Genomic DNA, 24,265 nt, shown 5'->3' on the forward strand with positions numbered 1-24,265 from the left:
ACGCTATGGACAGTGAATATTCGCAGGATGAAAAAACCGTCCTGCTCGACCGCGACGGCCATGGGCCCGCACAAGGGCCGCTCACACAGTTCCCCTCGCCGCCACGCTACGAACAGTTACAGGATCGGATGATCTACGCGAGCCAGGCGTTGGACGCACACAGCTTCACGACGATGCTCAACCCGCTGGTGCCCGCGGCTTGGGAGGTATTGTCGCAAGTGGTCCGGCTCAAGGGCTGCTCCGGTCGTGAAAACCTCGTCACGATCAACGATCGATTGTCATCGGCGGTGACTCAATTCGAAACCCGTGCCCTGCAGGGAGGCGTTGAAAACACTCAGGTCATGTCTGCGCGCTACGTGTTGTGCAGCCTGATTGACGAAGCCGTCGTCACCACGGCGTGGGGCGCTCGAAGCGACTGGTCGAAGATGAGCCTCTTGAGCCGCTTTCACCACGAGACGTTTGGCGGCGAGAAGGTCTTCCAGTTGCTCGAACGCCTGGCGCGTGACCCGATAAAAAACGTCGCGATGCTTGAGTTGGGGTACCTGTGCCTGTCCCTGGGGTTCGAAGGAAAGTTTCGCGTGATGGAGCGGGGGATGCTGCATCTCGAGGCCGTTCGCGATGGCCTGTATCGACAGATCCGGCAGGTGCGTGGCAACCCGTCGTCGGCGCCGGTCTTGCCGGCCGGGCAGGGGCGCGCGCGAAGCAGGCGCATACGCGTCATCCCTGCTCGCTGGTGTGTTGCCTTCACGCTGTGCTGTTTGCTCGCGATGTACGCGGGCTTCTGCTGGGTGTTGGAGCGAGAACGGGCGAACGCGCTGCAGCCTCTTCAACTTTCGGCGTCGGAGCTTACCCGCACGCCCTTGTAAAAAACGCAGGGAGCAATGAATGAACGCATTTTTCAAGGGCGTGGGCGCCGTGCTGGGCAGAGTCTGGGTTTGGAGCCTGATACTGGTGCTTTGCTGCGCTGTGCTGGTGTGGTGTGTCGGGCCGCTGCTGGCTGTGGACGACCACCGGTTCTGGCAGGGCGCGACTGCCCGCCTGGTCACCATCAGCGTTTTGTTTCTGCTGTGGGGGTTGGCGATGGTCATGGCGGATGGGCGCCGCGCCGCCGCACGCGAAACGCCGGATTCGCCAGCGAGCCAACCTGCGCTGGCGGCGGTGGAGGAGGAACGCAAGCACGTCCATGGCCGTTTCAGGGAAGCGCTGCACCGGTTGAAAACGTCCCCTCGCTATGCGGAGCGCACTGCGCGTTGGCGCCATGACTTGCCCTGGTACCTGGTGATCGGTGAACCGCGCAGTGGCAAGACCCAGCTATTGAAAGCCGCCGGGTTGCGGTCACCGCTCGATCAGATGGACACAGGGGCCACGGGCAGCAGTGCGCAGTGTGACTGGTACTTTGCCGACGACGCTGTGCTCATCGACACGCCAGGGCGCTACCTGCTTCAACCCGACCGTTCGGTGGATGTCGCCGGCTGGACCACACTGTTGAACAGGCTGAAGTGGCGGAACCGAGTGCGTCCGCTCAACGGCGTGGTGGTGACGCTCTCGGCGGACAGCCTTCTGAACGCTAACGAGCACGACCTGGAGCAGTTGGCACGCCATGTGCTTTCGCGCCTGCAGGAAATCCAGCAGGTGCTGCATGTGGATGTACCTGTCTACCTGGTGTTGACCCAGGCTGATCAACTGTCGGGGTTCACCGAGTACTTCGACTCACCCTCGGCGGACGATGTCGACGCGGTGCTGGGCCAGCCGCTGGGGGCTGATAAGGCGGGCAATGACATGACCCGGGTTCGCCAGGCGTTCGAGCAGTTGCTGCAACGTTTGCACACTGAATTGATCGAGCGATTGCACCAGGAGCGCAATGTCGAGCGTCGCAGGCAGATGCTTGAGCTTCCCCAGCAGGCGGCGCGAATGGGCGAGCAGTTGTGCCTGTTCATCGAGTGGGTGTTTGGTGCCCATCGCTACCAGCGCAGCAACGGTTTACGCGGGTTCTACCTGACCTGTGCCAGTGACATGCGCAGCTATTTCGTGCAGGGGCTGTTCAGCCGGGTGATTTTTGCCGAGGCGGATCTGGCCGCGTTGCAGAGCCGCGAGCGACAGCGCATCTGGCGGCGCAACGGCTTGCTGGGGAGTGCCGCTGCGCTGGTTCTGGCGTGTGCCGGTGGGCTGTGGATGCACAGTTACGCGATCAACCAGCAGCGTTTGGCTCGGATCGCTGCACTCAGCGCACCCGTTGCCCCAGGTAGCGATGAAACCTTGACGACCCTGGCGCTGCTGGACGCGCGCTGGGCGGCAACCCGGGTGTTTCCCCCCGCAGGCGACACTGCGCTGATTGAGCGTGCCGGCCTGTATCAAGGCGAGGTCAGCCGTCCATGGGTGACGCGCGCCTATGAGCAGGCGTTGCAGCAGCGACTACTGGGCCGCACCGCGGCCCTGCTGGAAGAGCAGGTACGCGCCAGCCTCGGCGACAGGGAACGCCTGCTCGACAACCTGCGTGCGTACCTGATGCTCAATCTGCGCGAGCGGCGTGATACCACGTGGCTGGCGCAGCATGTGGCGAGCTTTTGGTCGCTGCGGTTTGCCGGTGACATGCCGGTGCAGACGCGCCTGAATGAACATTGGGCGCGACTGCTCGAACAGCCGTTTTCAGCACCTCTCAATGACGAGTTGGTGGCTCAGGCGCGTGCCGCGCTGCGGGGAGAGTCATTGGCCGATGTGGTGTATCGGGTGCTGCGCGAACAATCGCGCGACCTGGAGCCGTTGCGCCTGGCCGAGGGCAAGGTATTTGCGGCCATCGAGCCCTCTGTTCCCGGTTTCTACACCAAGAGGTACGTGCAGTATTTCGAGACCCAGGGCCCCCGGCTGGTGAACGCCATCGCCCAGGATAATTGGGTACTGGGGGAAGGCACTGACTTGAGCGCCGAGGATTTGCAGCGTCTGATGACCGAACTGCAACAGCGCTACTTCAGCGAATACGCCCAGGCCTGGAGCGACGTCCTCGGGCGTGTCAGGCTGCTGCCAACCGACAGCCTTCGCGGGGATGCCGAACGGCTCGCGGGGCTGACCTCGGCGCAATCGCCGGTACTGCTGTTATTGCAGCAGCTTCGTGAGAACACCCGTTTATTGCCTGGCCTGGAGTTGCCGGCCACGGCGGCCCAGCCGGCAGGCGCGTTGGGCAGCATTGCCAAGGCGGCGTTGGCGCAGGGGCAGGCAAGCCTGGGCGACTCGGCGCGCCGAGCCTTGCAACGGCGGTTTGAACCGCTGCACCAATTGCTGGACGAGCAGCAGAATCCCGGCGCCGAGCTGACCCGGGGGCTGGGCCTGCTCGACCAATTGCACCTGCAATTGGCGGCGTTAAACCGTGAGGGTTCGCCTGAGCAGGCGGCGTTTTTACGGGCAAAGCGGCGCATGGAGGGCCAGCAGGACGTGCTGGGCGACCTGCGTGAAACAGCCGCCCGTCTGCCGCTTCCGCTGGCCGGTTGGTTCGAAGGGATTGCCGAAGAAACCTGGCGCCATGTGCTGGACCAGGCCTATGCCCACGTCAATCAGCACTACCAGAGCGAGGTGCAGGGTCTTTACGCCAGGACGATTCGCCAACGGTATCCGTTCACTGCCCACGCTACGAGTGATGTGGCCCTTGAAGATTTTCGCGAGTTTTTCAAACCCCAGGGTGTCCTGGCGCGTTTTTACGAGGCGTACCTGCGCTCTTTTGTCAGCGCCGATGGTACGCGCTACCGGTTACGCGGACTGGACGGGCAGGGTTTACCCATCTCGCGCTCACTGCTGGATCAATTGACGAAAGCCCAGCTTATCCGACGTGGCTTCTTCACCGAGGAGCAGGGTGAGCTGGCCGTGCGTTTCACCCTGGCGCCCTACAGCCTGGATCAGTCGGTCAACCGCGCGACTTTGCGCTTGGGTGGACAGCAGTTGGAATACCGGCACGGCCCGATCATCCCCATGGCGTTTCGCTGGCCCATCGAAGCGGACAACGGTCGTGCCAGCCTCGTGCTGGAGAGAGACACTGAACTGCGGCCCCTGGGTATCGAGAAGAACACCGGCGCCTGGTCGTTGTTCCGGTTTTTCGACCTGCTGCACCGAGAGCCTGCCACTGGTGGCAACGCGCAGATCGTCAAGGCCGACCTGGCGGGGCTGCGCGCCCATTACCTGCTGACGAGCCAGCGAACACCCAGCCCATTTGAAATGGACACGTGGCGCACCTTTCGCCTGCCGGAGCAACTGTGAGCCCCACATGGCGCAGTGCCGGGCGTACACAGCGCGGGCAATCACGGCCGCGTAATGAGGATGCCTTGCTCGATTGCCCGCAGCTGGGCTGTTGGGCCGTGGCGGACGGCATGGGCGGGCACCGGCACGGCGATGTCGCCAGCCAGTGGGTGATCGGCAGCCTGGCTGCGTTGCCCGCGCGGGGCAGTCTTGATCAGCGGGTCGATGCGGTCCGGCAGAGCTTGCAGGGTGTCAATCAGCGGCTGGCGAATGCGCGGCAGGCGCCAGGGGTATCCGGCAATACCATGACAGGCAGCACGGTAGTGACGCTATTGCTGGAGCACGGGCGTGCGGCGTGTGTGTGGGCGGGGGACAGCCGCTGTTATCTGTGGCGCGAGCAGACCCTGTACCAGCTGTCCCGGGATCATTCGCTGTTGCAGCATCTTATGGACGAGCGTCGGCTGAGTGCAACCCAGGCTCGGGCTCACCCTGATGCCAGAGCCTTGACCCGTGCGGTTGGCGGGCACTCGCCCTTGCGGTTGGAGGTGCTGGAGCTCAGGACCCGCCCCGGCGATGTATTTTTACTGTGCAGCGATGGTCTCTACCAGGCCCTCAGCCATGCCCAACTGGGCCGGGCGTTGAGCGCGGGCGGGCCGCGACAGGTCGTGGACAGATTGTTCGCCAGCGCGCTGCACACTCCGGCGCGCGACGATCTGACCGCCGTGGTGGTGCAGTCATGAAGACAGGATCGACTCCGGTGTTGCTGGTCGGGCGCTACCACCTTGAGCAAATCTTGGGCCGGGGTGGAATGGGCGTGGTGTACCGCGCGCGCGATCTGTTGCAGGAGCAGTTCGGCGAACCTTGTTCAGGTGTGGCGCTCAAGCTGCTGGACGAGTCTTTATCGGCGTGCCCGGATGCCCATGTATTGCTGCACAGCGAGTTTGCGTTGTCTCGTCGCCTGCGCCACGAACATGTAGTGAGGATGTATTCGTTTGAGGTAGATACCTGCAGCCAGATCGCTTTTTTCACCATGGAGCTGCTGCATGGCATGACGCTTGACCGGTTGCTGCTGGAATGTCCCGACGGACTGCCCTGGTCGGAACTGCAACCGATTGCCCTGCAACTGCTGGATGCGTTGGCTTACGCCCATCAACATAACGTGCTCCATGGCGATATCAAACCGGCCAATGTCATCGTGGGAGAAGAGGGCGTGCGCCTGTTCGATTTCGGCCTGGGGCAGTCCATTGTGCAAACCACGGCAGACTTGCCGAGTGTGAGTCGCAGCCGGTTGAATGCCTGGACTCGCGCCTATGCAGCGCCTGAGTTACTCGCCGGTGGCACGTTGACGCCCGCGGCTGACCTGTATGGTGTGGCGTGTGTTCTGTATGAGCTGGCCCAGGGGCGTCGCCGTGACGATCACCCACCGGGCCACAGACTGTCACGGCCCACGCAGTTGCCCCGGCGTTGCTGGCCGGCACTGCACACTGCGTTGGCAGCGGACCCGCAACGGCGGACCCTGACGGTGGCCGAATTGCGCGAGGCCATCGATTGCAAGCGGCCTCGCTGGTACGGCTGGCCGCCGCGTCAGCCGCTCAAGTCATGCAGTTGGCAGTAATCGGCCCAGCTCATGCCGGCCATCTGTGCGACTTCCTTATGCACCTCAAGGCGCTGGGCTTCGAAGGCTTCGCTGTTTTCGGTCGTCAGCTTGAGGGTCAGCTCCCAGGCGAACAGGCCTTCGCGCTCGGCCTGCGCCTCGAATGCTTCGTATAGACGTTCGGTACGATACTGCGCCACGCTTTCCCCCCTGGCTTGGGCGGCCAGGGGGTTGAGGCTGTCCAGCTCGGCGGCCACATCCGGGTGTTCGCGCAGGAACCGGTCCAATGCGCGTTGATAGTTATCGCCAGGTGCCGACAACGCCAGGCCCTCAGTGAGAGGGATGGGTATCGACGTCGGGCGCGTGCCTGCCGACGTGACGCCGAGCGCGCTTGCGCGACCTGCGCTGGATCCAGCGCTGCACCGGTGCCAATAAAAAGAACATCAGGTAGGCGACGAGCACCAACGCCAGGTCTATCCAGGTTTCCGCGACGGGCCCGGTAAACAGTTCGATGACATTCTTGATCACAAATAACAGCACCACACTGCACAACCACAACAGGATGGTGACGAACAGGGGACGCATGGGGCTGGACTGCTTATCGTGCATGGTAAAGCTCTCTCCTTTGTGCCTGCTTTCATCCAGGCCGTATTCCCTGAGTAGACACCCGGCGTTAGCCAGGTTGTAACATCCTTCGACACACGGAAAGCTGCGGATGATACCGACTCAGGCAGGGTTAGGGAGCGGAACACATCAGAAAGTTCGATTTTTTATGTGGGTATTTTCCTATGCCTCCGAGTTTTTCGCCGAAAGCGCCAGTGGCGATGGCAAAAAGCTTTCGCTCCGAGCATAAGGGCGTGTAGCGTTGACGCGTATTCCGGCGCTGATCTCCAGAACCCGTGAATACGGGCAGAGGGAGGCTCATGGCGCAAACGCTGTTCAAACTTTTCCTTACCCAGCGCCTGGCGGCCCTGGCCAGTATCGAGTCGTTGCGTGCGATTCGCGAGGGATTGTTGTGGATCCTGCCTTGCCTGCTGGTCTCCGCCGGTTTCCTTATCCTGTCCGAATGCGCCAGGATGCTTGGGTTCAGCCCTCAGACCGTCAGCTTCCTGGCAGGTCTGCATGACCGCATCAGCGCGGTCATGCCGCTGCTGGTCGCCGCCTCCATCGGCTACATGCTAGCCATTCAGCACCGCTTGCCACAGTTGCCGATCGCCTTCTTGTGCCTTACCCATGTGGTGGTGGCTACGTTTGTGTTGCGTGAATACCCTCGAGCGTCGGCCACCTTTCTGCTGTTCATTGCCATCGCCTCGCCGCTGATCAATGTGCCCGCCATTGCCTGGCTGCACCGTGTTCGCTGGACACGCCTGGTCCATGAAGACCTGATCGGACACAACCTCAAAGGCACGATCAACATGGTGTTGCCCGGCGTGATCAGCGCGTTGGCACTGGTGGTGGTGCTGTCGTTGCTGCTGCAGATCCCCTACGTGGGGCAGCTGCAGGGGCCGCAGGTGCTCAATGCGTTACAGGCGCCCTACGGCAGCGGGTTGTTCGTGACCTTGATGAACTCGCTGTTGTGGTTTTTTGGCATTCACGGCGTGTACGCCCTGCAGCCGCTGTTCGATGTGCTGGATCAGGCCGTGACGCTCAACGCTGCGGCGCTGGCTGCAGGCGAGCCGGTCCGCTACCTGCTCAACAGTGGCCTGTTGGGCAGCTTCGCGTTTATCGGCGGGTCGGGCAGCGCATTGTGCCTGCTCCTGGCAATCCTGCTGTTTTCCAGGAGCCGGTCCATGCGGTTGCTGGCGATGGCCAGCTTGCCGCTGTCGTTATTCAATGTCAGCGAAGTGCTGTTGTTCGGTTTGCCGATCATCCTCAACCCGCGCTTGTTCATCCCGTTTCTATTGGTGCCGGCGTTGAACGCGATGGTGGCGTTGGCAGTGGTGCAATTGGGCTGGGTGTCACCGGCAGTGGCGAGCGTGCCGTTTACCGCGCCGGTGTTGCTCAATGCCTACCTCAGTACCCATGGCGACGTCGCCGCCGTGGTGCTGCAGATCGTGCTGACGGGCCTGGGCACGCTGGTGTATGCGCCTTATGTACGGGCGATTCATCGTCAGGCCAGTGAGGGCGGCACGGTGTACCTCAAGTCACTGGACATGACCTTTCGCGGCCTTGAGGAGAAAGGCCGGTTGCTGGAGTTCGACCCGATCCTGGCATCCCATCGCACCCTGGCCCGCCAGGCGGTTGAGTTGAGCCGCATCCAGCAGATCAGTGATTACGATTTCTATCTTGAATTTCAGCCACAAGTCTCCACCCGCACCGGCCTGTGCACCGGCTGCGAAGCCTTGATGCGGGCCCGGGACGCTCAGGGCACGGTGCATTCGCCCTGGGAGTTCCTGCAATGGCTGGCGCAGGCGCGGTTGATGCCGGACGTGGACGTGTGGGTGGCGTCCCAGGCCGTGCGCCAACATCAAAAGTGGAAGAAGGCCGGGTTTGAATTGCCCATCACCATTAATGTGTCCAGCTTCACGCTCAAGGACGCGGCCTATGGCGATCGCCTGGTGGAGATTCTCGCCCAGGCCCACGGCTGGGTGTCGGTGGAGATCACTGAAGACGCGCTGGTCAGCGATATCCAGGCCGCCCGTCAGACCATTGGCAAACTGCAGGCGTTGGGCGCCAAGGTGTATATCGATGATTTTGGCACCGGGTTTTCGGCGTTGAGTTACCTGCACCAGTTTCCGGTCGATTTCATCAAGATCGATCGCAGCTTCGTGGTCGCCCAGCACGATCCCAAGGGCGCGCAGGTGCTGACGGGCATGCTGCGTTTCTGCGAGGCATTGAACCTGGGCGTGGTGGTGGAAGGGGTCGAGACCGCCGAGCAACTGGCGTTCCTGAATACGGGAGCCGAGTTGTTTATTCAGGGATGGTATTTCAGCAGGGCGTTGCCGGGGGATGAGGTGCCGCAGTTTGTGCGCGAGCGGGCCGCGTTGGCTTGATCAAGCGGGCAAGGCGGCCCTGGTGTGAATGTGGAAGCGGGTGGGCTCCCACATTTTCAGGCCGCCTAGGCGGCCTCGTAGGCCCGATTGGTCTGTTCGATTTCCTCGACCAACCCTTCTATCCCCTGCAGTCGGGCACGATTGTCATGATCCCAGGGATGAAATCCCGGTTTGAAATAATGCAGCCAGGGCCGCAGCATGCGTGGAAACACGCCCTTGGGGCCGTACAGAAACTTGAGCATGCGCCAGAACTCCTTCAGATACCCACCCGACTTGCGGTCGGCAATCAGCAGGCGCACGTGGAAGTCGAACACCACCAGCCAAAAAAGCACCGTGGTAAACAGCATGGTGCCGGTGCGCAATAGGTAGCGCCCGGGCCCAGGCTTGATCACCGTGTTCCACACATCGTAGGCCACTGCCTTATGTTCGGTTTCTTCCAGGGCGTGCCAATACCACATCTGCCGGTAGCCTTTGAGTGAATCGCCAAAGCGCGACGGGTCGCTCAGCAGGATCTCCGCGAGCATCGCGGTGTAGTGCTCAAGGGCGATGGTCACCGCCAGATTGAATGACGGTGGCAGGTGTTTCTTCTGCAGGTCCAGGAAGAATTTCAGGCGCCGGTCGAGGCGGTGCGCAGGCAGGCCCGCTGCTTGCAGCAGCTCGTTGTAGGCCACGTGTTCACGGCTGTGCATGGCTTCCTGGCCGATAAAGCCCTGGATTTCCTTCTTCAGATCCGGATCGTCGATGCTCGAGCGGTAATGGCGCACGCTGTCCATGAAAAACAGCTCGCCTTGGGGAAACAACAGCGACAGCGCGTTGAAAAAGTGCGTCACAAACGGGCCTTGTTCATGCCAGTTCATGATGCGTCCTGCAGGCAGGGCGAAGCGGATATCACGGCGAATCGGCAACATGGGGCGTACTCCTGTTCAGAGGCGAGGCTCGTCGTTGGTTTCAAACACGGGCGTGCGTGGCCTGGGGGCCATGCGCTTGCTGGCAAACACCACCAGCGCTTGATAAGCCGCCGGCAGACAACGGGCGAGCAGGTCGAGGAAATAGGCATCGCGGCCGATCAGCACGCGGCGCCTGTTTTTGCGCACACCTTGCAGGATCACGTTGGCGGCCTGATCGGCGTCGGTGATAAACAATTTTTCGAAATCGGCGCGCGCCTGTTGTTCGCTGTGGATCAGAAAGCCGGTCATGTTTGCGTCGATACGGCTGCTGCGGCAGATATCTGTGCGAATACCGCCGGGGTGCACGCACGTGGCGGAGACGCCGCAGCGTTGCAGGTCCAGCTCCTGGCGCAGCGCTTCGGTAAAGCCGCGTACCGCGAACTTGCTGGCGTTGTAGCCGCTCATGCCAGGCTGGGCGAACAGACCGAACACGCTGGAGGTGTTGACGATATGCCCGTCGCCGCTGGCTTTCAGGTAAGGCAGGAACGCCTTGGTGCCATGCACCACCCCCCAGAAATTGATGCCGATGATCCACTCCAGGTCGGCATAGTCCACGCCTTCCACGGTGCTCGACAGCGCCACCCCGGCATTATTGAAGATCAGGTTGACCTGGCCATGATCCGCCGCACAACGCGCCGCCCACTCCAGCATGGCTTGGCGGTCTGCCACATCCACCACCTGTGTGGTGACGGTGACCGGTGACAGGGTCGACGTCCTGATCAATTCCAGTGTGTGCTCCAGCCCCTGGCCGTTCTTGTCGGCCAGGGCCAGGTGACAACCTTCCCGTGCCAGGGCCAGGGCCAAAGCGCGGCCCATACCGGAGGCCGCTCCCGTGATTGCCGCGACGCGGCCGTTGAATGACTTCATGACAGGCTGCCTTCTGTGGCGCAATGAGGGGGTGTCTGCGGACGCGGCACCGACGTAACCGGTGCCCGGCTGACTACATAATCCTTGAGCGCAAAATGCCGCGTGACCTGCTTGAAGCGCCACGTCGAGCCGGGCCACAGTGTGGTGTTCCTGCCGGTGCGCGGGTCGAGGTACCAGCTGCGACACCCGCCGGTATTCCAGATGGTGCGCTTGAGCTTGCCTTGCAGTTGCTCGTTGTAGGCCTGCTCCACGGCGGGTTTGACGTCCACCATGACGATGCGCTGGCGCTGCATCTGTTGCAACGCGTCAAGGATATAAGTGACCTGGGCCTCGATCATCAGGATCATCGAGTTGTGCCCCAGGCCCGTATTGGGCCCGACGATCAGGAACAGGTTGGGATAGCCTGGCACCGTGGTGCCTTTGTAGGCATGGGCGCCGTCATGCCAGGTATCCATCAGGTCCACGCCGTTGCGCCCAATGATGCAATCACGGGGCAGGGGATCGGTGGCCTGGAAGCCGGTGCCGAAGATCAGGCAATCGGCGGGGTGCTTGATGCCGTCGGCGGTTACCACGCCATCGGCTTCGATGCGCAGCACGCTGTCGGTCACCACCTCGACGTTACTGCGTGACAACGCCGGGTAGTAGTCGTTGGAGATCAGCACGCGCTTGCAGCCGATGGTGTAATCCGGCGTCAGAACTTTTCGCAGGGAAGGGCGGCTCACCTGTTTGCGCAGATGGCGCAGGGCGATTTTCTGCACCATCGTCATCAAGCGCGGGTGCAGGGCAAAGCCCACCACGCGGCCTTCCAGTGCCCAATAAAAGGCGCCGCGCACCAGCCTTTGGGTAAACGGCAGGTGCTTGAACAGCCAGCGTTCGACAGCTGAGACAGGCCGGTCGGGCTTGGGCATGATCCACGGCGGTGTGCGTTGGAACAGGTCCAGGTGCGCCACCTGCGGTGCAATCTGCGGCACGAACTGAATAGCGCTGGCGCCGGTGCCGATCACCGCCACGCGTTTGCCCTTCAGACTGTAGTCATGGTCCCACTGCTGCGAATGGAAACGCTTGCCCTTGAAACTGTCCAGCCCTGGGATGTCCGGCAGTGCCGGGCGCGACAGCCCACCCATGCCAGACACCAGCACACGCGCGCTGACGCGGCGGCCATCGCTGAACGTCAGTTGCCAGCGCTGTTGCTGATCATCGAACACCGCCCGCTGCAAACCCATACCGAAGCGCAGGTGCGGCGCCAGCTCGAAACGGCGCGCGCAGTGTTCCAGGTAAGCGCGAATTTCCGCTTGCGGCGCAAATTGGCGCGTCCAGTCCGGGTTGGGAGCAAAGGAAAATGAATAGACATGGGACTGCACGTCGCAGGCACAGCCCGGGTAGTGGTTGTCACGCCACGTGCCTCCCAGGCTGTCGGCCTGCTCGGCGACGAAGAAATCGGTGAACCCGGCTCCCTTGAGTTTGATCGCCATGCACAGGCCGGCGAATCCTGAGCCGATGATAACGATGTCGACGTTGTCGCTGTGGGCATTCATAGGTTGTCCTTTCTGGGCATCGGATGTGCTCCCGTTTTTTGTTGTGTGTTTTAGATAGAACACCATTGCAAAGGAAAATTGAATTATTTATTTTAAAAAAGATTTTAAATAATCTACCTGAAAATTTCGCCTGCGCCAGGGGCTTGTTCGATCCGTGCGACTTGTCCGACAGACGCACATAGAGGTTGGGCCCAAGGTAGAGACGAAAGTTGAGGCCTCGATCAATCCCGGTCGGGTCGCCAGCAGCAGGGAAGCAGAGGACCGAGCTATGGCTGTCGAGTGGGTTGTCGCTGCGGGTGTGGTAATAGGCGCAAGCGTTGCGTTGTGGGCGTTCAGTGCGTGGATGACACGGCGCATCGAAACAGCTGTTCCGATCAACGGGCGCTGTGTCGAGGTGGATGGCGAGCGCTTTCATTATGTAGAGGAAGGCGAAGGCCCGGCGCTGGTGATGATCCATGGGCTGATGGGCAGCAGTCGCAACCTGACCTATGCGTTATCCGGTCAGTTGCGTGAGCATTTTCGCGTCATCAGCGTGGATCGCCCAGGGTCGGGCTACTCCACTCGCCAGCGTGGCACGGCGGCGGATCTGCCGGCCCAGGCTCGCCAGATTGCCGCCTTTATCAAAACCCTCGGTCTGGACAAGCCGCTGGTGCTTGGGCATTCCCTGGGCGGTGCGATTGCCCTGGCCTTGGCCCTTGATCATCCCCATGCGGTATCAGGCTTGATTCTGGTGGCGCCCTTGACCCATCCCCAGCGCATGCTGCCGTTGGTATTCCTGTCGTTGGCGGTGCGCCCCGCCTGGCTGCGGCGCTGGATGTCGCGCACCTTGACGATGCCCGTGGGCCTTTTGACCCAGGGCTCGGTAATCAAGGGCGTATTCGCGCCTGATGCCGCCCCGCCGGACTTCGCCACGCGCGGCGGTGGTCTGCTGGGGATGCGTCCCGACAACTTCTATGCGGCGTCCACCGAGATCAACCGGGTCAATGATCACTTGCCGGACATGGTCAAGCGCTACCCGCAGTTGACGCTGCCCATCGGCCTTGTCTATGGCGCGCGTGACAACGTCCTTGACTTCCAGAAGCACGGCCAGGGCCTGGCCAGCAAGGTGCCTGGTCTGAAGCTGCAGGTCGTGGAAGACCATGGGCACATGTTGCCGATTACCGCCACCGAGCGCGTGGTGGCGCTGGTCGAGCAGGTCGCCAAGCGGGTTCGACCTGTGCAAACCGCCACTGTGTTGCATCCTTCCTTTGTCGTGGCGAGCAAATAATCATGCCATCCGATTCGCGGTTCGAGTGCGTCAACGCCTGCCCTAGACGCTTGGCCAAAGGTCTGAAAAAGAGACTGTCCGGTCACGAAAAAAAGGCCTGGATAAACTAGTTGACGACCTAACGATTCCGCGCTATTTATTTAAAAAAATTATTTCAATGTGTAATTTGAAACAGTTTTTGAAATGCCTAAGAGCGAATAAAATAATGAAAAGAACGCCTTTTATCGCATGGTTGATTTCTCGCAGCGGTCAGCGCTGCGTCATTGCCTTTTCTGCCTTCGGATGCATTCGGAGGTTGCCATGAATCCTGCTTTGACTGTTCCAGGCGTCTGGGCCGACGGCAAGCGGTACCTGTGGTGGCTCGGCATCATGCCCCTGGCAACCCCACTGCTCTCGGGCGCCCTGGCGATCGGCACCGGTGTCCAGCAATTGTGGTGGGTCGGCGTACTGGTCATCTTCGGCTTGATCCCCCTGATCGACGGCCTGCTGGGTGAGGATGTCAGCAACCCGCCCGAATCCGCCGTCAGCCACCTCGAATCCCAAAGTTATTACCGTTGGATCGTCTACACCGGCGTGCTGTTTGTGATCGCCTCGGTGGTGGTTACCGGTTGGCTCGCCGCCGGTGGCATTGACTGGATCATTCGCGGCGGCCTTGTGCAGGCAACCGCCACGCTGGATCCTTCCCACTGGCTGGCAAAAACCGCCGCCTTCATTACTGCGCGCGTCGAGCTGCACGGTCAGATCAGTGGCTTCACGTATCTGGGCATGGCGATGTCTACCGGGGCCGCCACCGGTATTGCGATCAACACCGCCCACGAGCTGGGGCACAAGCCCAAGCCACTGGAAGTGTTCCTCGCAAAGGTAACCCTGGCGCCGACCTTCTACGGCCATTTCTATACCGAACACAACCGGGGCCACCACGTACGCGTCGCTACACCGGAAGACCCGGCCAGCTCGCGCCTGGGGGAAAGCTTCTGGGCGTTCCTGCCGCGTTCGGTGTGGTTCAGCGCGCGCTCGGCGTGGAACCTGGAGCGCGAACGCCTGCGCAAACTCGGGCTGCCGGTCTGGCACTGGAAAAACGCGGTGCTCAGCGCCTGGATGTACAGCGTGCTGCTCTGGGGAGCAATGATTGCCTGGCTGGGCGCGGCGGTGATCCCGTTCTTGATTATCCAGGGGGTCTACGGTTTTTCGCTGCTTGAGGTGGTCAATTACGTTGAGCACTACGGCCTCAAACGGCAAAAATTGCCCAACGGTCGTTATGAACGTTGTTCGCCGCGCCACTCCTGGAACAGCAACCGAATTGTGACCAACATCTTTTTGTTCCAATTACAACGGCATTCCGATCATCACGCCAATCCAACCCGTAGTTATCAGTCGTTGCGCCACTTTGATGAATCACCGCAACTTCCATACGGTTACGCCAGTATGATTGTCTGGGCGTATGTGCCTTACTTGTGGCGGCGGCGGATGGACCATCGTGTAGTGAATCATTATGCCGGCGATATAACGTTGACCAATCTCCAGCCGTCACAGCGCTTGAAGTATCTGGAGAAATTCAGCGGCGACGCCAAGCCGTTTTAATTAGAAATAAAAATGTGTTTTTCGAGGTATTTCGATAAGGATTTCTACGTCGATTATTTGTTAGCTTAGTTGCAAGACAGTTGTTTACCCAAACGAAAATAATTTCAAGGGAAGGGCGTAAACATGCAAGTAACTCGTGTGACTATAAAGTTCGCCGTTAATGTCGTATTGGCCACACTGGGCCTGATCGCCTGGCATCAGGCACTGGCCGCCCGTATCGAACCTGCCGGCAGTGCGTTCACAGCCCAGGGCCCAATCAGCTTTTCCAAAGGCGCGTTGATCAGTGCTGACTGCACTATCAAGGTGGCCGGTAAGGTGGCGGCCGATGGCGCGTCAGTCAATATCGACAAGGTGGCCTTCGACGGCGGGCTCAAATGCAGCCGGGTCGAAGCTATTAATCTGCCATGGATTTTGATTGCGAAAGATACAAAAAGTGGCTCGATGTCCAAAATCAGCGTTGATGTGCATGCGTTCGGCCTGGGCGGCAAGTGCGGCCCCTCTACGGCGGCAGGTACCTGGGATAATGCCACCGGAAAGTTAGAGGCCGCCAATGTGCCGATTGGTGATGACTGCACAATTAAAACGGTGTCGATCAAGATGCCGCCTGATTTCAAAGTTGTTGAATGAGTTTGTCGGATTTAACTGAATTTGGCTGGAATACGAAGTTCTGCAGTTTTACCGTGACTTCGTGTTCATGGCCATTACCCCAGGCGAAATAACTCGCCATTACATGTGAGGCAAAATAATGAAAAGCTTGAAAACCCTCGTTTGTGCAACTTCGTTCGCCCTGAGCCTTGGTGCAGTGTCGATGGCCAACGCTGCCACTATCGCGCCTGCCGGCACGGCGTTCTCCACATCGGGCTCGATTACCGTTACCTCGCCCGCGTCCCTGAACCTGCCGGTGACCTGCAACATCGCCTTCACCGGTTCCGTCGCGGCGGATGGCTCGAGCGCTTCGATCACCGGCGCAACGGTCAACGGGTCCAACTCGCTGTGTGGCGTACCCAAGTTGTTGGGCCTGCCGTGGACATTGAACGTGGCAAGCGGTGGCCCTGATGCCTTCAACGGTACGGTGTCGGGCGTGAATTTCCAGATTCTCAACAATTGCTCCGCTTCGCCGGTGACCATCAATGTCGGCTTCAATAACTCCACCAACCAGTTGAAGGTGCCAAGCACACAAACCGTTGGCAACTGCAAAATTACCGCTCTGACCGCTACACCAAGCCCGGCCTTTACCGTTACCCCATAAAGGCCGTGAGCGTTTGACGTGATGATCACACGTTGAAACACGCCAGTGCCTCGCAAGGGGCACTGGCTGCGGGAGGCCAGGTCGGGACAACCGATCTCGGAGGATAAAAACAATAAGGAGTGGAGCATGAATAATAAAAAGCAACAGGCACGTACGTTGTTGAGCCTGGCCATTCTCGGCGGCCTGATCACGGCGACAGGCCACGCAAACGCCGGCGGTTTCTCGACGCCGACCTTCGGCGCTCCCGGATGGGGACGTGCCTTCGGCGGGGGCTCGCTGTTTCAGAATGATCCTTCCGCGGCCTACAACAACCCGGCCGGCATGGCGTTCATCGACCATACGATTTCTCAATTTACCGTTGATTACGCGCGCATCAACGTTAAATACAAGGGCACAGCCACGGACTACGCGGGCAACGCGCCTGCGGCGGTCGACCCTACGGATTTGAGTTCCACGCCGCGCACCGGCGATGGTGGGCAAGGCGGGTTTACCGCCTGGTTGCCAACCGGCTTCATGGTGATACCGATCAACGACCGATTCGCGTTCGGGCTGAGTCAGGTGGTGCCGATGGGGGCGCGCACCACGTGGGATCAAGACTGGATCGGTCGCGACTTTGCCGTTGATACGCGTATTGAAACGGTGGGTGTCACAGGCTCCCTGTCGTTCAAGGTCAATGACCAGTTCTCGGTGGGTGGCGGTGCCATCGTCCAGCACACCAAAGGTTTTGTAAGCCAGAATCTGGACCTGTATTCCGCAGCAGCCTTGTCGCCGGACATCGGTCTCCCGTTCCCTTCCGGAGTCGGTTCCTCGCTGATGCGGGTCAAGGTGGACAACACCTCGGTCGGCTGGTTTGCCGGTGTGGTCTGGAAGCCTACCCAATTCGATACCCTGGGCCTGAATTACCACGCGAAAATCAAGAATAAACTCGAAGGCAAGTACAGCCTGTATGCCGACGAGGCGAACAAGTCACTGATCGAAGGCGGCCTGCCGGCGCTGGCTTATCCGGGACTGGACCTCAACGTCAACGGCGCCAAGGCTTCGACACAACTGGACGTGCCCGCCAACGCCTCCATCGACTGGGTGCACCAGTTCAATGATCGCCTCACCCTGGGCGCCAGCGTCACGTGGACCCAATGGTCGTCGTTCAAGGCGCTGACATTGAAGTCCGAGGGCACGCAGCTCGTGTCGATTCCCTATAACTACAAGGATGCCTGGATGGTGTCGCTGGGTGGCGATTACAAATTCACCGACGACTTCACCTTCCGCGCCGGTGTCGCCACCGACCAGACGCCCACCCGCAACTCTACGCGTGACCCGCGTATCCCTGACGGAGACCGGATATTCGCCTCCCTGGGCTTTGGCTACAACATCCGCGCTGTTCCCGGTTTGAGCATCGATGGCGCCTATTCGCGGCAATTCGTCGAGAAGGCCAAGCTGCGGACGCACAACCAGGATCGCCTGGGTGGTGCAACGCTCGATGGTAAAGCCGACGCAAAGGGCGAGGTCGTCAGCCTGTCAGCGACTTACGCCTTCTGATGGCGCAACGGCGCGCGGCCTGTGTTCGACGGGTCGCGTAGGCGTACTTCAATAGCTATTCACACGTGACAGGCTGACCCGTTCAGCCCGTTATTTTCTCGCCAAAGCATTAAATAAAAATTTCAAAACAAAATTTGAATTTGTCTTTGGGAGTTTGTAGTGTGGCTCTAAGCCGCCGCTCGATCCGAGCGGTCCGTGAGTGTCATGCCCTGGATCAAGTAGAGGTATCCCCATGGTTATCTGGTTATTGGTGGGTTTCGCCGCAGCGATTGCCCTGGCGTATCGACAAGCTGCTGCCATCTTGTGGCTGGGCGCGGGCCTGGCATGGCTGGCTGTTGGCTATCTGTGCAACGTGGTGGCCGCATTTGGTGCCAGCGTCGCGGCGGTGCTGGTGCTGCTGCCGGGCGTGGTGCTGGCGATCAAACCCCTGCGCCGTGTGCTGTTGACCGGCAAGGCCCTGAAGCTGTTTCGTACGATCATGCCGGCGATGTCCGACACCGAGCGTGCGGCCATTGAGTCCGGCACCGTGTGGTGGGATGCCGAGCTGTTCAGCGGCAAGCCCGACTGGCAGCGCCTGTTGCAAGCCGCACCGGCCAGCCTGAGTGCCGAAGAGCAGGCGTTTCTCGACAACGAAGTGGAAACCCTGTGCGACATCGCCAATGACTGGGAAACCACTCAGGTGTGGCAGGACATGTCCCCCGAGGGCTGGCAGTACACCAAGGACGCGGGCTTTCTCGGCATGATCATTCCCAAGCAGTACGGCGGCAAGGGCTTCTCCCACTATGCGCACTCCCAGGTGGTGATGAAACTGTCAACCCGCTGTTCGGCGGCGGCCATTTCGGTGATGGTGCCCAATTCCCTGGGCCCCGCTGAACTGTTGCTGCATTACGGCACCGACGCCCAGCGCAACTACTACCTGCCGCGTCTGGCGCGGGGCGAGGATATCCCATGCTTTGCGCTGACCAGCCCGTATGCCGGCTCCGACGCCGGCGCAATTCCCGACGTGGGCATCGTGTGCAAAGGCCTGCACGAAGGTGAGCAGGTGCTGGGCTTCAAGGTGACCTGGGACAAGCGCTACATCACTCTCGGCCCGATTGCCACGGTGCTGGGCCTGGCCTTCCGCGCCGAAGACCCGGACGGTCTGCTCGGTGCCGCCGGTTCCCTGGGCATTACCTGCGCGTTGATTCCCACCTCCCATCCGGGCGTGAACAGCGGTCGGCGCCATTGGCCGTTGAACGCGGTGTTCCAGAACGGCCCGACCACCGGCAAGGATGTGTTCATTCCGCTGGAGTGGGTGATCGGCGGCCGCGAACAAGTCGGCAACGGCTGGCGCATGCTGATGGAATGCCTGGCGGCGGGCAGGGCGATTTCGCTGCCCTCGGCCAATGTCGGCCTGGGCAAAGTGGCGGTACGGGGCACCACCGCTTACGCGGCGATGCGTAAACAGTTCGGCCTGCCCATCGGCAAGTTCGAAGGGGTGCAGGCGCCGTTGGCACGCATGGCCGGGCATTTGTATGCCTGTGATGCGGTGCGCAAGGTGTCGGTGGCGTCCCTGGATGCGGGCGAGAAACCCTCGGTGATCTCGGCCATTGCCAAATACCACGTCACCGAGCGCGCCCGCATGATCGTCAACGATGGCATGGACATCGTCGCCGGCAAGGGCATCTGCATGGGGCCCAACAACTTCCTGGCCCGTGCCTATCAGCAAAGCCCCATCGCCATCACGGTGGAAGGCGCGAACATCATGACCCGCTGCCTGATCATCTACGGCCAGGGCCTGATCCGCTGCCATCCCTATGTGTTCCGCGAGATGGAAGCGGCGCGCCAGCCGGATCGGCGCAAGGCACTGGAGGCGTTCGACAGCGCGATGTTCGGCCATGTGAGCTTTGTATTGGCCAACACCGTGCGTGCGGCGGTGCATGCATTGACCGGTGGCCGGTTGCTGTCTGCCCCGGCCAAGACCGACCCGGCGCTGGCGTCCTACTATCGTCAGGCCAATCGCCTGTCGGTGGTGCTGGCGCTGGTCTCGGACATTTCCATGGGCGTGCTGGGCGGTGCCCTCAAGCGCAAGGAAAGCATCACCGGGCGCCTGGGCGATATTCTTTCGCAGCTCTACATTCTGTCCTGCGTGCTCAAGCGCTTCGAGGATGACGGTCGGCCCCAGGCGGACCTGCCGCTGGTGCATTGGGCGGCCCAGGATGCCTTGCTGCGCGCCCATGAAGCCCTGGCTGAAGTGCTCGACAATTACCCCTCGAAAGTCGCTGCCGGGGTGCTGCGCGGTTTGAGCTTTCCGTTCGGCATTCCCTTGCATAAACCGTCGGATCGCCTGTTGGCCCAGGTCGCCGATGTGGTGCAGGTCCCCGGCGAGACCCGCGACCGGCTGCTGGCCAATTCCTACATCCCCCGGCCGGAAATCGACAAGCTGGCCTATGGCGAGCTGGGACTGCGCCTGTTGCCCCAGGTTGAGCTGATTGAGGCACGGCTCAAGCCCGCCATCAAGCAAGGCCTGCTTGAGCCGATGCCGATTTCCGCCGTGGCCTTTACCGACTGGCGCGTCAAGGCGCGGGCGCTGGATTTGATCAGCGACGACGAAGAGGCCTTGCTCGCACGCTATGTGGAATACGCCGACCACGCTATCCAGGTCGACGATTTCCCGCAGGACTTCGGTTTGCTGGAGGCCCTGCAACAGCGCAAGCAAGCATTGGAGCCCGCCGCCAAGCGTCGCGCCAGCCAAAGCGAAAATGCGTCGGTCAATTAATCCAAATGCGGTCCCAATGTGGGAGGGGGCTTGCCCCCGATGGCGGTCTAACAGGTGCATCTGTGTGGGCAGACACACCGCTATCGGGGGCAAGCCCCCTCCCACAGGTGACCGGGTTTCCACGGCAGGATTGTGTTGTGAATGGATCTATCTATGAGTGACAGCTACCTTTCTTTCGTCAACTCCCCCTGGGGCCGTCGCCTGGCCCAGGCCGTCGGCTTGCCGCAACCTCTGCCGCTGCAACGCCACCGCAGTGGCCAGCAGGGCCTGGCCAACCCGGTGATCCTCGCCGGGGCAGGGCGCCTGGCGGAGCAGGTGCAACGCCTCTTCACCAGCACCGATACCGTCGCCGCCACCCCGGCCACTCTCAGGGCGCCGTCCACGGTGAAGGTGCAGGGCGCGGTTTTCGATGCCACCGGCGTGACAGACCCGCAGCACCTGGACGAGCTCTACCGGTTCTTTCACGCCAATGCCAAGCGCCTGGGCCAACACGCGCGCGTGGTGGTACTCGGCACTGCGCCGGAACACTGCCAGGACTTGCCCCAGGCCGTCGCCCAGCGCGCGCTCGAAGGGTTGGCACGCTCGCTGGCCAAGGAGCTGCGCCGGGCAATTACCGTGCAATTGATCTACGTGGCGCCTGGCGCCGAAGACGCGCTGGACAGCAGCCTGCGCTTCTTTCTGTCGCGTCGTTCGGCCTATGTGTCGGGGCAAGTGGTACGCCTGGAAAAACCGCTGGACGACGCGCTGAGTGTTAATTGGGACAGGCCGTTCGCCGGCCGGCGCGCCCTGGTCACCGGTGCCTCGCGGGGCATCGGCCTGGCCATTGCCCAGGTGTTGGCGCGCGACGGTGCCCATGTGGTGTGTGTCGACGTGCCCCAGGCCCAGCAGGCGCTGCAACAGGCCGCCGACAGCGTGAGCGGCTCGGCGCTGCCCCTGGACATCACCGCGCCAGATGCCGTCGCGTTATTGCTGGCGCATGTCGGCCAGTACGGCGCCTTCGATGTGGTGGTGCACAACGCCGGGATTACCCGCGACAAGACCATTGCCAAAATGACCGAAGCTGCCTGGCGCAGTGTGCTGGCGGTCAATCTTGAAGCGCCGTTGCAGCTCAGCCAGGCGCTGCTGGATAACCAGGGCCTGAACCCCGGCGGGCGTATCGTGTGCGTGTCGTCGATTTCCGGGATTGCCGGCAACCTCGGGCAGAGCAACTACGCCACTTCCAAGGCCGGGGTGATCGGTCTGGTGCAGGGCCTGGCCCCGCAGGCGGCGGCGCGGCAGGTAACGGTGAATGCGGTGGCGCCAGGCTTTATCGAAACGCAGATGACCGCGAAAATTCCGCTGATGATCCGCGAAGCCGGGCGGCGCATGAATTCCCTGTCCCAGGGCGGGCAACCGATCGACGTGGCCGAGACCATCGCCTGGCTGGCCCATCCCGCCTCGGGTGGAATCACTGGCCAGGTAGTGCGGGTGTGCGGCCAAAGCCTGCTGGGAGCCTGAGCCATGGACTATGTAACGCAGATTATCGACCCGCCGCCCTCGCGCGCCCAACTATTGCTCGACGGCGTGCGCGGCTTGCGCAAGCCCAAGTCCGACGCCGCGCCGCCATTGCCCAGGGAGCGCCTGGTGCGGCCGGCGGTGGAACTGTCGGGCGCCGCCATCACCGCTTATGGCCGCGCCTGTGGCTTTCGCCGCGAGCAGGGCGTGCCGCTGTCCTATCCCCATGTGCTGGCGTTCCCGCTGCACTTGATGCTGCTGACCCGCCCCAGCTTTCCGTACCCGGCCAGCGGCATGGTGCACCTGGCCAATCGCATTCGCCAGCATCAACGCTTGCACGAAGGTCAGGCGCTGCGCCTGGAAGTATTTTGCGAGCGTTGGGTCGCTCATCCCAAGGGGCAGGCGTTGAGCATCGCCACCCGTGCCTACGGCGCGGAGGCCCTGGTGTGGGAAAGCGACAGCCTGTACCTGCGCCGCGAGGTGAAAAATCCCGTCGGGGAGCTGTGGGCGGATGCACTGCCGTTGCAGGAAGAGGGTTTGCTGCGCACCCAGCGCTGGGTCCTGCCCGCCGACCTGGGGCGCCGTTTTGCCAAGGTCTCGGGAGACTTCAATCCGATTCATACGTCGGTCATGGGCGCGAAGATTTTCGGCTTTCGCCGCGCCATCGCCCACGGCATGTGGACCTTGGGTCGGGCGCTGGCCGCCCAGCAGCCACCGGGTGGGCTGGACCGCGCCGAGGCCCATTGCGATTTCAAGTTGCCGATCTTCCTGCCCGGCCAGGTCGCCCTGTGGAGTCACCCTGTGACCGGCCCGCTGCGCGAGTTCGAAGTGCGCAATGTCGCTGGCGACAAACCGCATATGCGCGGGTTGTTTATGTGGGATCAATCGCCTGGAATGAGAGCCTTGCATGAGTGAATACAGCTTCAATCCGCCCCCGAGCCGACGCGTGGCGATCATCGGCGGTAATCGCCTGCCGTTTGCCCGTTCCAATACCGTCTATGCCCATGAGACCAATCAGGACTTGCTGGTGGCCGCACTGCAGGGCCTGGTGGACCGCTACAACCTGCACGGCCAGTGCCTGGGTGAGTTCGCCGCCGGTGCGGTGATCAAGCATTCGCGCGATTTCAACCTGGCCCGTGAGTCACTGCTGTCGACGACATTGTCCGCGCAGACGCCCGCCTACGATGTGCAGCAAGCCTGCGGCACGGGGCTGGAGGCCGCATTGCTGGTGGCCAATAAAATCGCCCTCGGCCAGATCGAAGTGGGCATTGCCGGGGGCGCCGACACCACCTCCGACGCGCCCATCGGCATCAATGAATCCCTGCGCCACACCTTGCTCCAGGCCAATCGGGCCAAGGGCCTGGGCGATAAACTCAAGACCCTGTTGAAGGTGCGCCCGTCGATGTTGTTCAAACCGTTGCTGCCGCGCAATGGCGAGCCACGCACCGGCCTGTCCATGGGCGAGCACTGCGAGGAAATGGCCAAGCGTTGGCAGATCAAGCGCCTGGCCCAGGATGAGTTGACCCTTGCCAGTCATCAACGCCTCGACGCGGCCTATCAGCGCGGTTTCTTCGACGACCTGATCAGCCCCCATCGGGGCCTCGCACGGGACAACAACCTGCGCGCCGACATCAGCCTGGAAAAACTCGCCGGCCTGGCACCGGCCTTCGACCGCCACAACGGCACGCTCACCGCCGGCAACTCGACGCCCCTTACCGACGGTGCCTCGGTGGTGCTGCTCGCCAGTGAAGACTGGGCCGCGGCCAATGGCTGGCCGGTGCTGGCCTACCTGCGCACCGGCGAAACGGCGGCGGTGAATTTCGTCGACGGCACTGAAGGCCTGTTGATGGCCCCGGCCTACGCCGTACCGCGCATGCTCAAGCGCGAAGGCCTGGGCTTTGCCGACTTTGATTTCTTCGAGATCCATGAAGCGTTCGCCGCCCAGGTGCTGTGCACGCTCAAGGCCTGGGAAGACCCGGACTACTGCCGCGAGCGTCTGGGCCTGGACACGCCGCTGGGCGCTATCGACCGCAGCAAAATGAACGTCAACGGTGGTTCGCTGGGCTGCGGCCATCCGTTTGCCGCCACCGGTGGCCGGCAACTGGCGGCGCTGGCCAAGGCCATCCATGAGCGCGGTGGCGGTCGCGGGTTGATCTCGATCTGTGCGGCGGGCGGGTTGGGTATCACCGCCATCGTCGAAAAGTAGCCTCATCCACAACAACA

19 protein-coding genes are annotated in these 24,265 nt (G+C 61.7%); 14 read left to right on the top strand and 5 right to left on the bottom strand.

Annotated elements, in window-relative coordinates; all coding sequences use genetic code 11:
• Positions 1-5 precede the first annotated feature (5 nt).
• Genes icmH through BOP93_RS11185 form a run of 4 tightly spaced genes read left to right on the top strand, consistent with a single transcriptional unit; the run spans position 6 to position 5,836 of the window.
• Positions 6-866 carry a type IVB secretion system protein IcmH/DotU gene (gene icmH, locus BOP93_RS11170; protein ID WP_104502648.1) on the top strand — a complete coding sequence of 287 codons (861 nt, stop codon included), beginning with the start codon at positions 6-8 and terminating at the stop codon, positions 864-866.
• A gap of 19 nt (positions 867-885) precedes the next feature.
• Positions 886-4,242 carry a type VI secretion system membrane subunit TssM gene (tssM, locus tag BOP93_RS11175; RefSeq protein WP_104502649.1) on the top strand — a complete coding sequence of 1,119 codons (3,357 nt, stop codon included), beginning with the start codon at positions 886-888 and terminating at the stop codon, positions 4,240-4,242.
• On the top strand, positions 4,239-4,961 hold the full coding sequence (locus BOP93_RS11180) for a PP2C family protein-serine/threonine phosphatase (RefSeq protein ID WP_104502650.1): 723 nt from the start codon (positions 4,239-4,241) through the stop codon (positions 4,959-4,961). The genes tssM and BOP93_RS11180 overlap by 4 nt, the downstream gene beginning before the upstream one ends.
• Positions 4,958-5,836: a serine/threonine-protein kinase gene (locus BOP93_RS11185; RefSeq protein WP_104502651.1), complete on the top strand. Its 879-nt coding sequence runs from the start codon at positions 4,958-4,960 to the stop codon at positions 5,834-5,836. The genes BOP93_RS11180 and BOP93_RS11185 overlap by 4 nt, the downstream gene beginning before the upstream one ends.
• On the opposite strand, the gene BOP93_RS11190 is transcribed toward BOP93_RS11185, so the two are convergent.
• Positions 5,806-6,135: a DUF6388 family protein gene (locus BOP93_RS11190; protein WP_065887433.1), complete on the bottom strand. Its 330-nt coding sequence runs from the start codon at positions 6,133-6,135 to the stop codon at positions 5,806-5,808. The two genes, BOP93_RS11185 and BOP93_RS11190, sit on opposite strands and share 31 nt — an antisense overlap.
• Positions 6,136-6,145: 10 nt before the next feature.
• Positions 6,146-6,424, bottom strand: coding sequence for a hypothetical protein (locus BOP93_RS11195; protein WP_065893066.1), 279 nt, complete (start codon positions 6,422-6,424; stop codon positions 6,146-6,148).
• A gap of 314 nt (positions 6,425-6,738) precedes the next feature.
• On the opposite strand from BOP93_RS11195, the gene BOP93_RS11200 reads away from it, so the two are divergent.
• Entirely contained in the window at positions 6,739-8,808 is a 2,070-nt protein-coding gene (locus BOP93_RS11200) for an EAL domain-containing protein (protein WP_104502652.1), read from the top strand.
• A gap of 65 nt (positions 8,809-8,873) precedes the next feature.
• Here the strand turns inward: BOP93_RS11200 and BOP93_RS11205 are convergent, their stop codons facing one another.
• From BOP93_RS11205 to BOP93_RS11215, 3 genes are read right to left on the bottom strand one after another with little or no spacing between them, the layout of a single operon-like run.
• Positions 8,874-9,716, bottom strand: coding sequence for a metal-dependent hydrolase (locus BOP93_RS11205; protein WP_104502653.1), 843 nt, complete (start codon positions 9,714-9,716; stop codon positions 8,874-8,876).
• A gap of 15 nt (positions 9,717-9,731) precedes the next feature.
• The gene (locus BOP93_RS11210) at positions 9,732-10,622 is read right to left on the bottom strand and encodes an SDR family NAD(P)-dependent oxidoreductase (protein WP_104502654.1); all 891 of its coding nucleotides are present in this window, start codon (positions 10,620-10,622) and stop codon (positions 9,732-9,734) included.
• Entirely contained in the window at positions 10,619-12,157 is a 1,539-nt protein-coding gene (locus BOP93_RS11215; protein ID WP_104502655.1) for a flavin-containing monooxygenase, read from the bottom strand. Before BOP93_RS11215 ends, BOP93_RS11210 begins: the two co-directional genes overlap by 4 nt.
• Positions 12,158-12,425: 268 nt before the next feature.
• Here BOP93_RS11215 and BOP93_RS11220 point away from each other — a divergent pair, with 268 nt between their 5' ends.
• The 9 genes from BOP93_RS11220 to BOP93_RS11265 all read left to right on the top strand — a co-directional run bounded on the left by BOP93_RS11220 (position 12,426) and on the right by BOP93_RS11265 (position 24,248).
• Positions 12,426-13,424 (top strand): alpha/beta fold hydrolase, encoded by a 999-nt coding sequence (locus BOP93_RS11220; protein WP_104502656.1) that lies wholly within the window; start codon positions 12,426-12,428, stop codon positions 13,422-13,424.
• A gap of 300 nt (positions 13,425-13,724) precedes the next feature.
• A complete protein-coding gene (locus tag BOP93_RS11225) occupies positions 13,725-15,005 on the top strand; it encodes an alkane 1-monooxygenase (protein WP_104502657.1) in 1,281 nt (426 codons plus the stop codon).
• 123 nt (positions 15,006-15,128) lie between these two features.
• The gene (praA, locus tag BOP93_RS11230) at positions 15,129-15,632 is read left to right on the top strand and encodes an alkane oxidation protein activator PraA (protein WP_104502658.1); all 504 of its coding nucleotides are present in this window, start codon (positions 15,129-15,131) and stop codon (positions 15,630-15,632) included.
• A 118-nt stretch (positions 15,633-15,750) separates the two neighbouring features.
• Positions 15,751-16,254, top strand: coding sequence for an alkane oxidation protein activator PraB (gene praB, locus BOP93_RS11240; protein WP_065893058.1), 504 nt, complete (start codon positions 15,751-15,753; stop codon positions 16,252-16,254).
• Between the two features lie 126 nt (positions 16,255-16,380).
• Positions 16,381-17,790, top strand: a complete 1,410-nt coding sequence (locus BOP93_RS11245) for an outer membrane protein transport protein (RefSeq protein WP_104502659.1) — start codon at positions 16,381-16,383, stop codon at positions 17,788-17,790.
• Positions 17,791-18,022: 232 nt separating this feature from the next.
• Positions 18,023-20,548: an acyl-CoA dehydrogenase gene (locus BOP93_RS11250; RefSeq protein WP_104502660.1), complete on the top strand. Its 2,526-nt coding sequence runs from the start codon at positions 18,023-18,025 to the stop codon at positions 20,546-20,548.
• A gap of 153 nt (positions 20,549-20,701) precedes the next feature.
• The gene (locus tag BOP93_RS11255) at positions 20,702-22,045 is read left to right on the top strand and encodes a 3-oxoacyl-ACP reductase (RefSeq protein WP_104502661.1); all 1,344 of its coding nucleotides are present in this window, start codon (positions 20,702-20,704) and stop codon (positions 22,043-22,045) included.
• Between the two features lie 3 nt (positions 22,046-22,048).
• Positions 22,049-22,957 carry a MaoC/PaaZ C-terminal domain-containing protein gene (locus tag BOP93_RS11260; protein WP_104502662.1) on the top strand — a complete coding sequence of 303 codons (909 nt, stop codon included), beginning with the start codon at positions 22,049-22,051 and terminating at the stop codon, positions 22,955-22,957.
• Complete coding sequence (locus BOP93_RS11265) at positions 22,950-24,248, top strand: acetyl-CoA C-acetyltransferase (RefSeq protein ID WP_065893053.1); 1,299 nt, start codon at positions 22,950-22,952, stop codon at positions 24,246-24,248. Before BOP93_RS11260 ends, BOP93_RS11265 begins: the two co-directional genes overlap by 8 nt.
• Positions 24,249-24,265: the final 17 nt, after the last annotated feature.

The organism is Pseudomonas orientalis (assembly GCF_002934065.1).
Lineage (GTDB): Bacteria > Pseudomonadota > Gammaproteobacteria > Pseudomonadales > Pseudomonadaceae > Aquipseudomonas > Aquipseudomonas orientalis_A.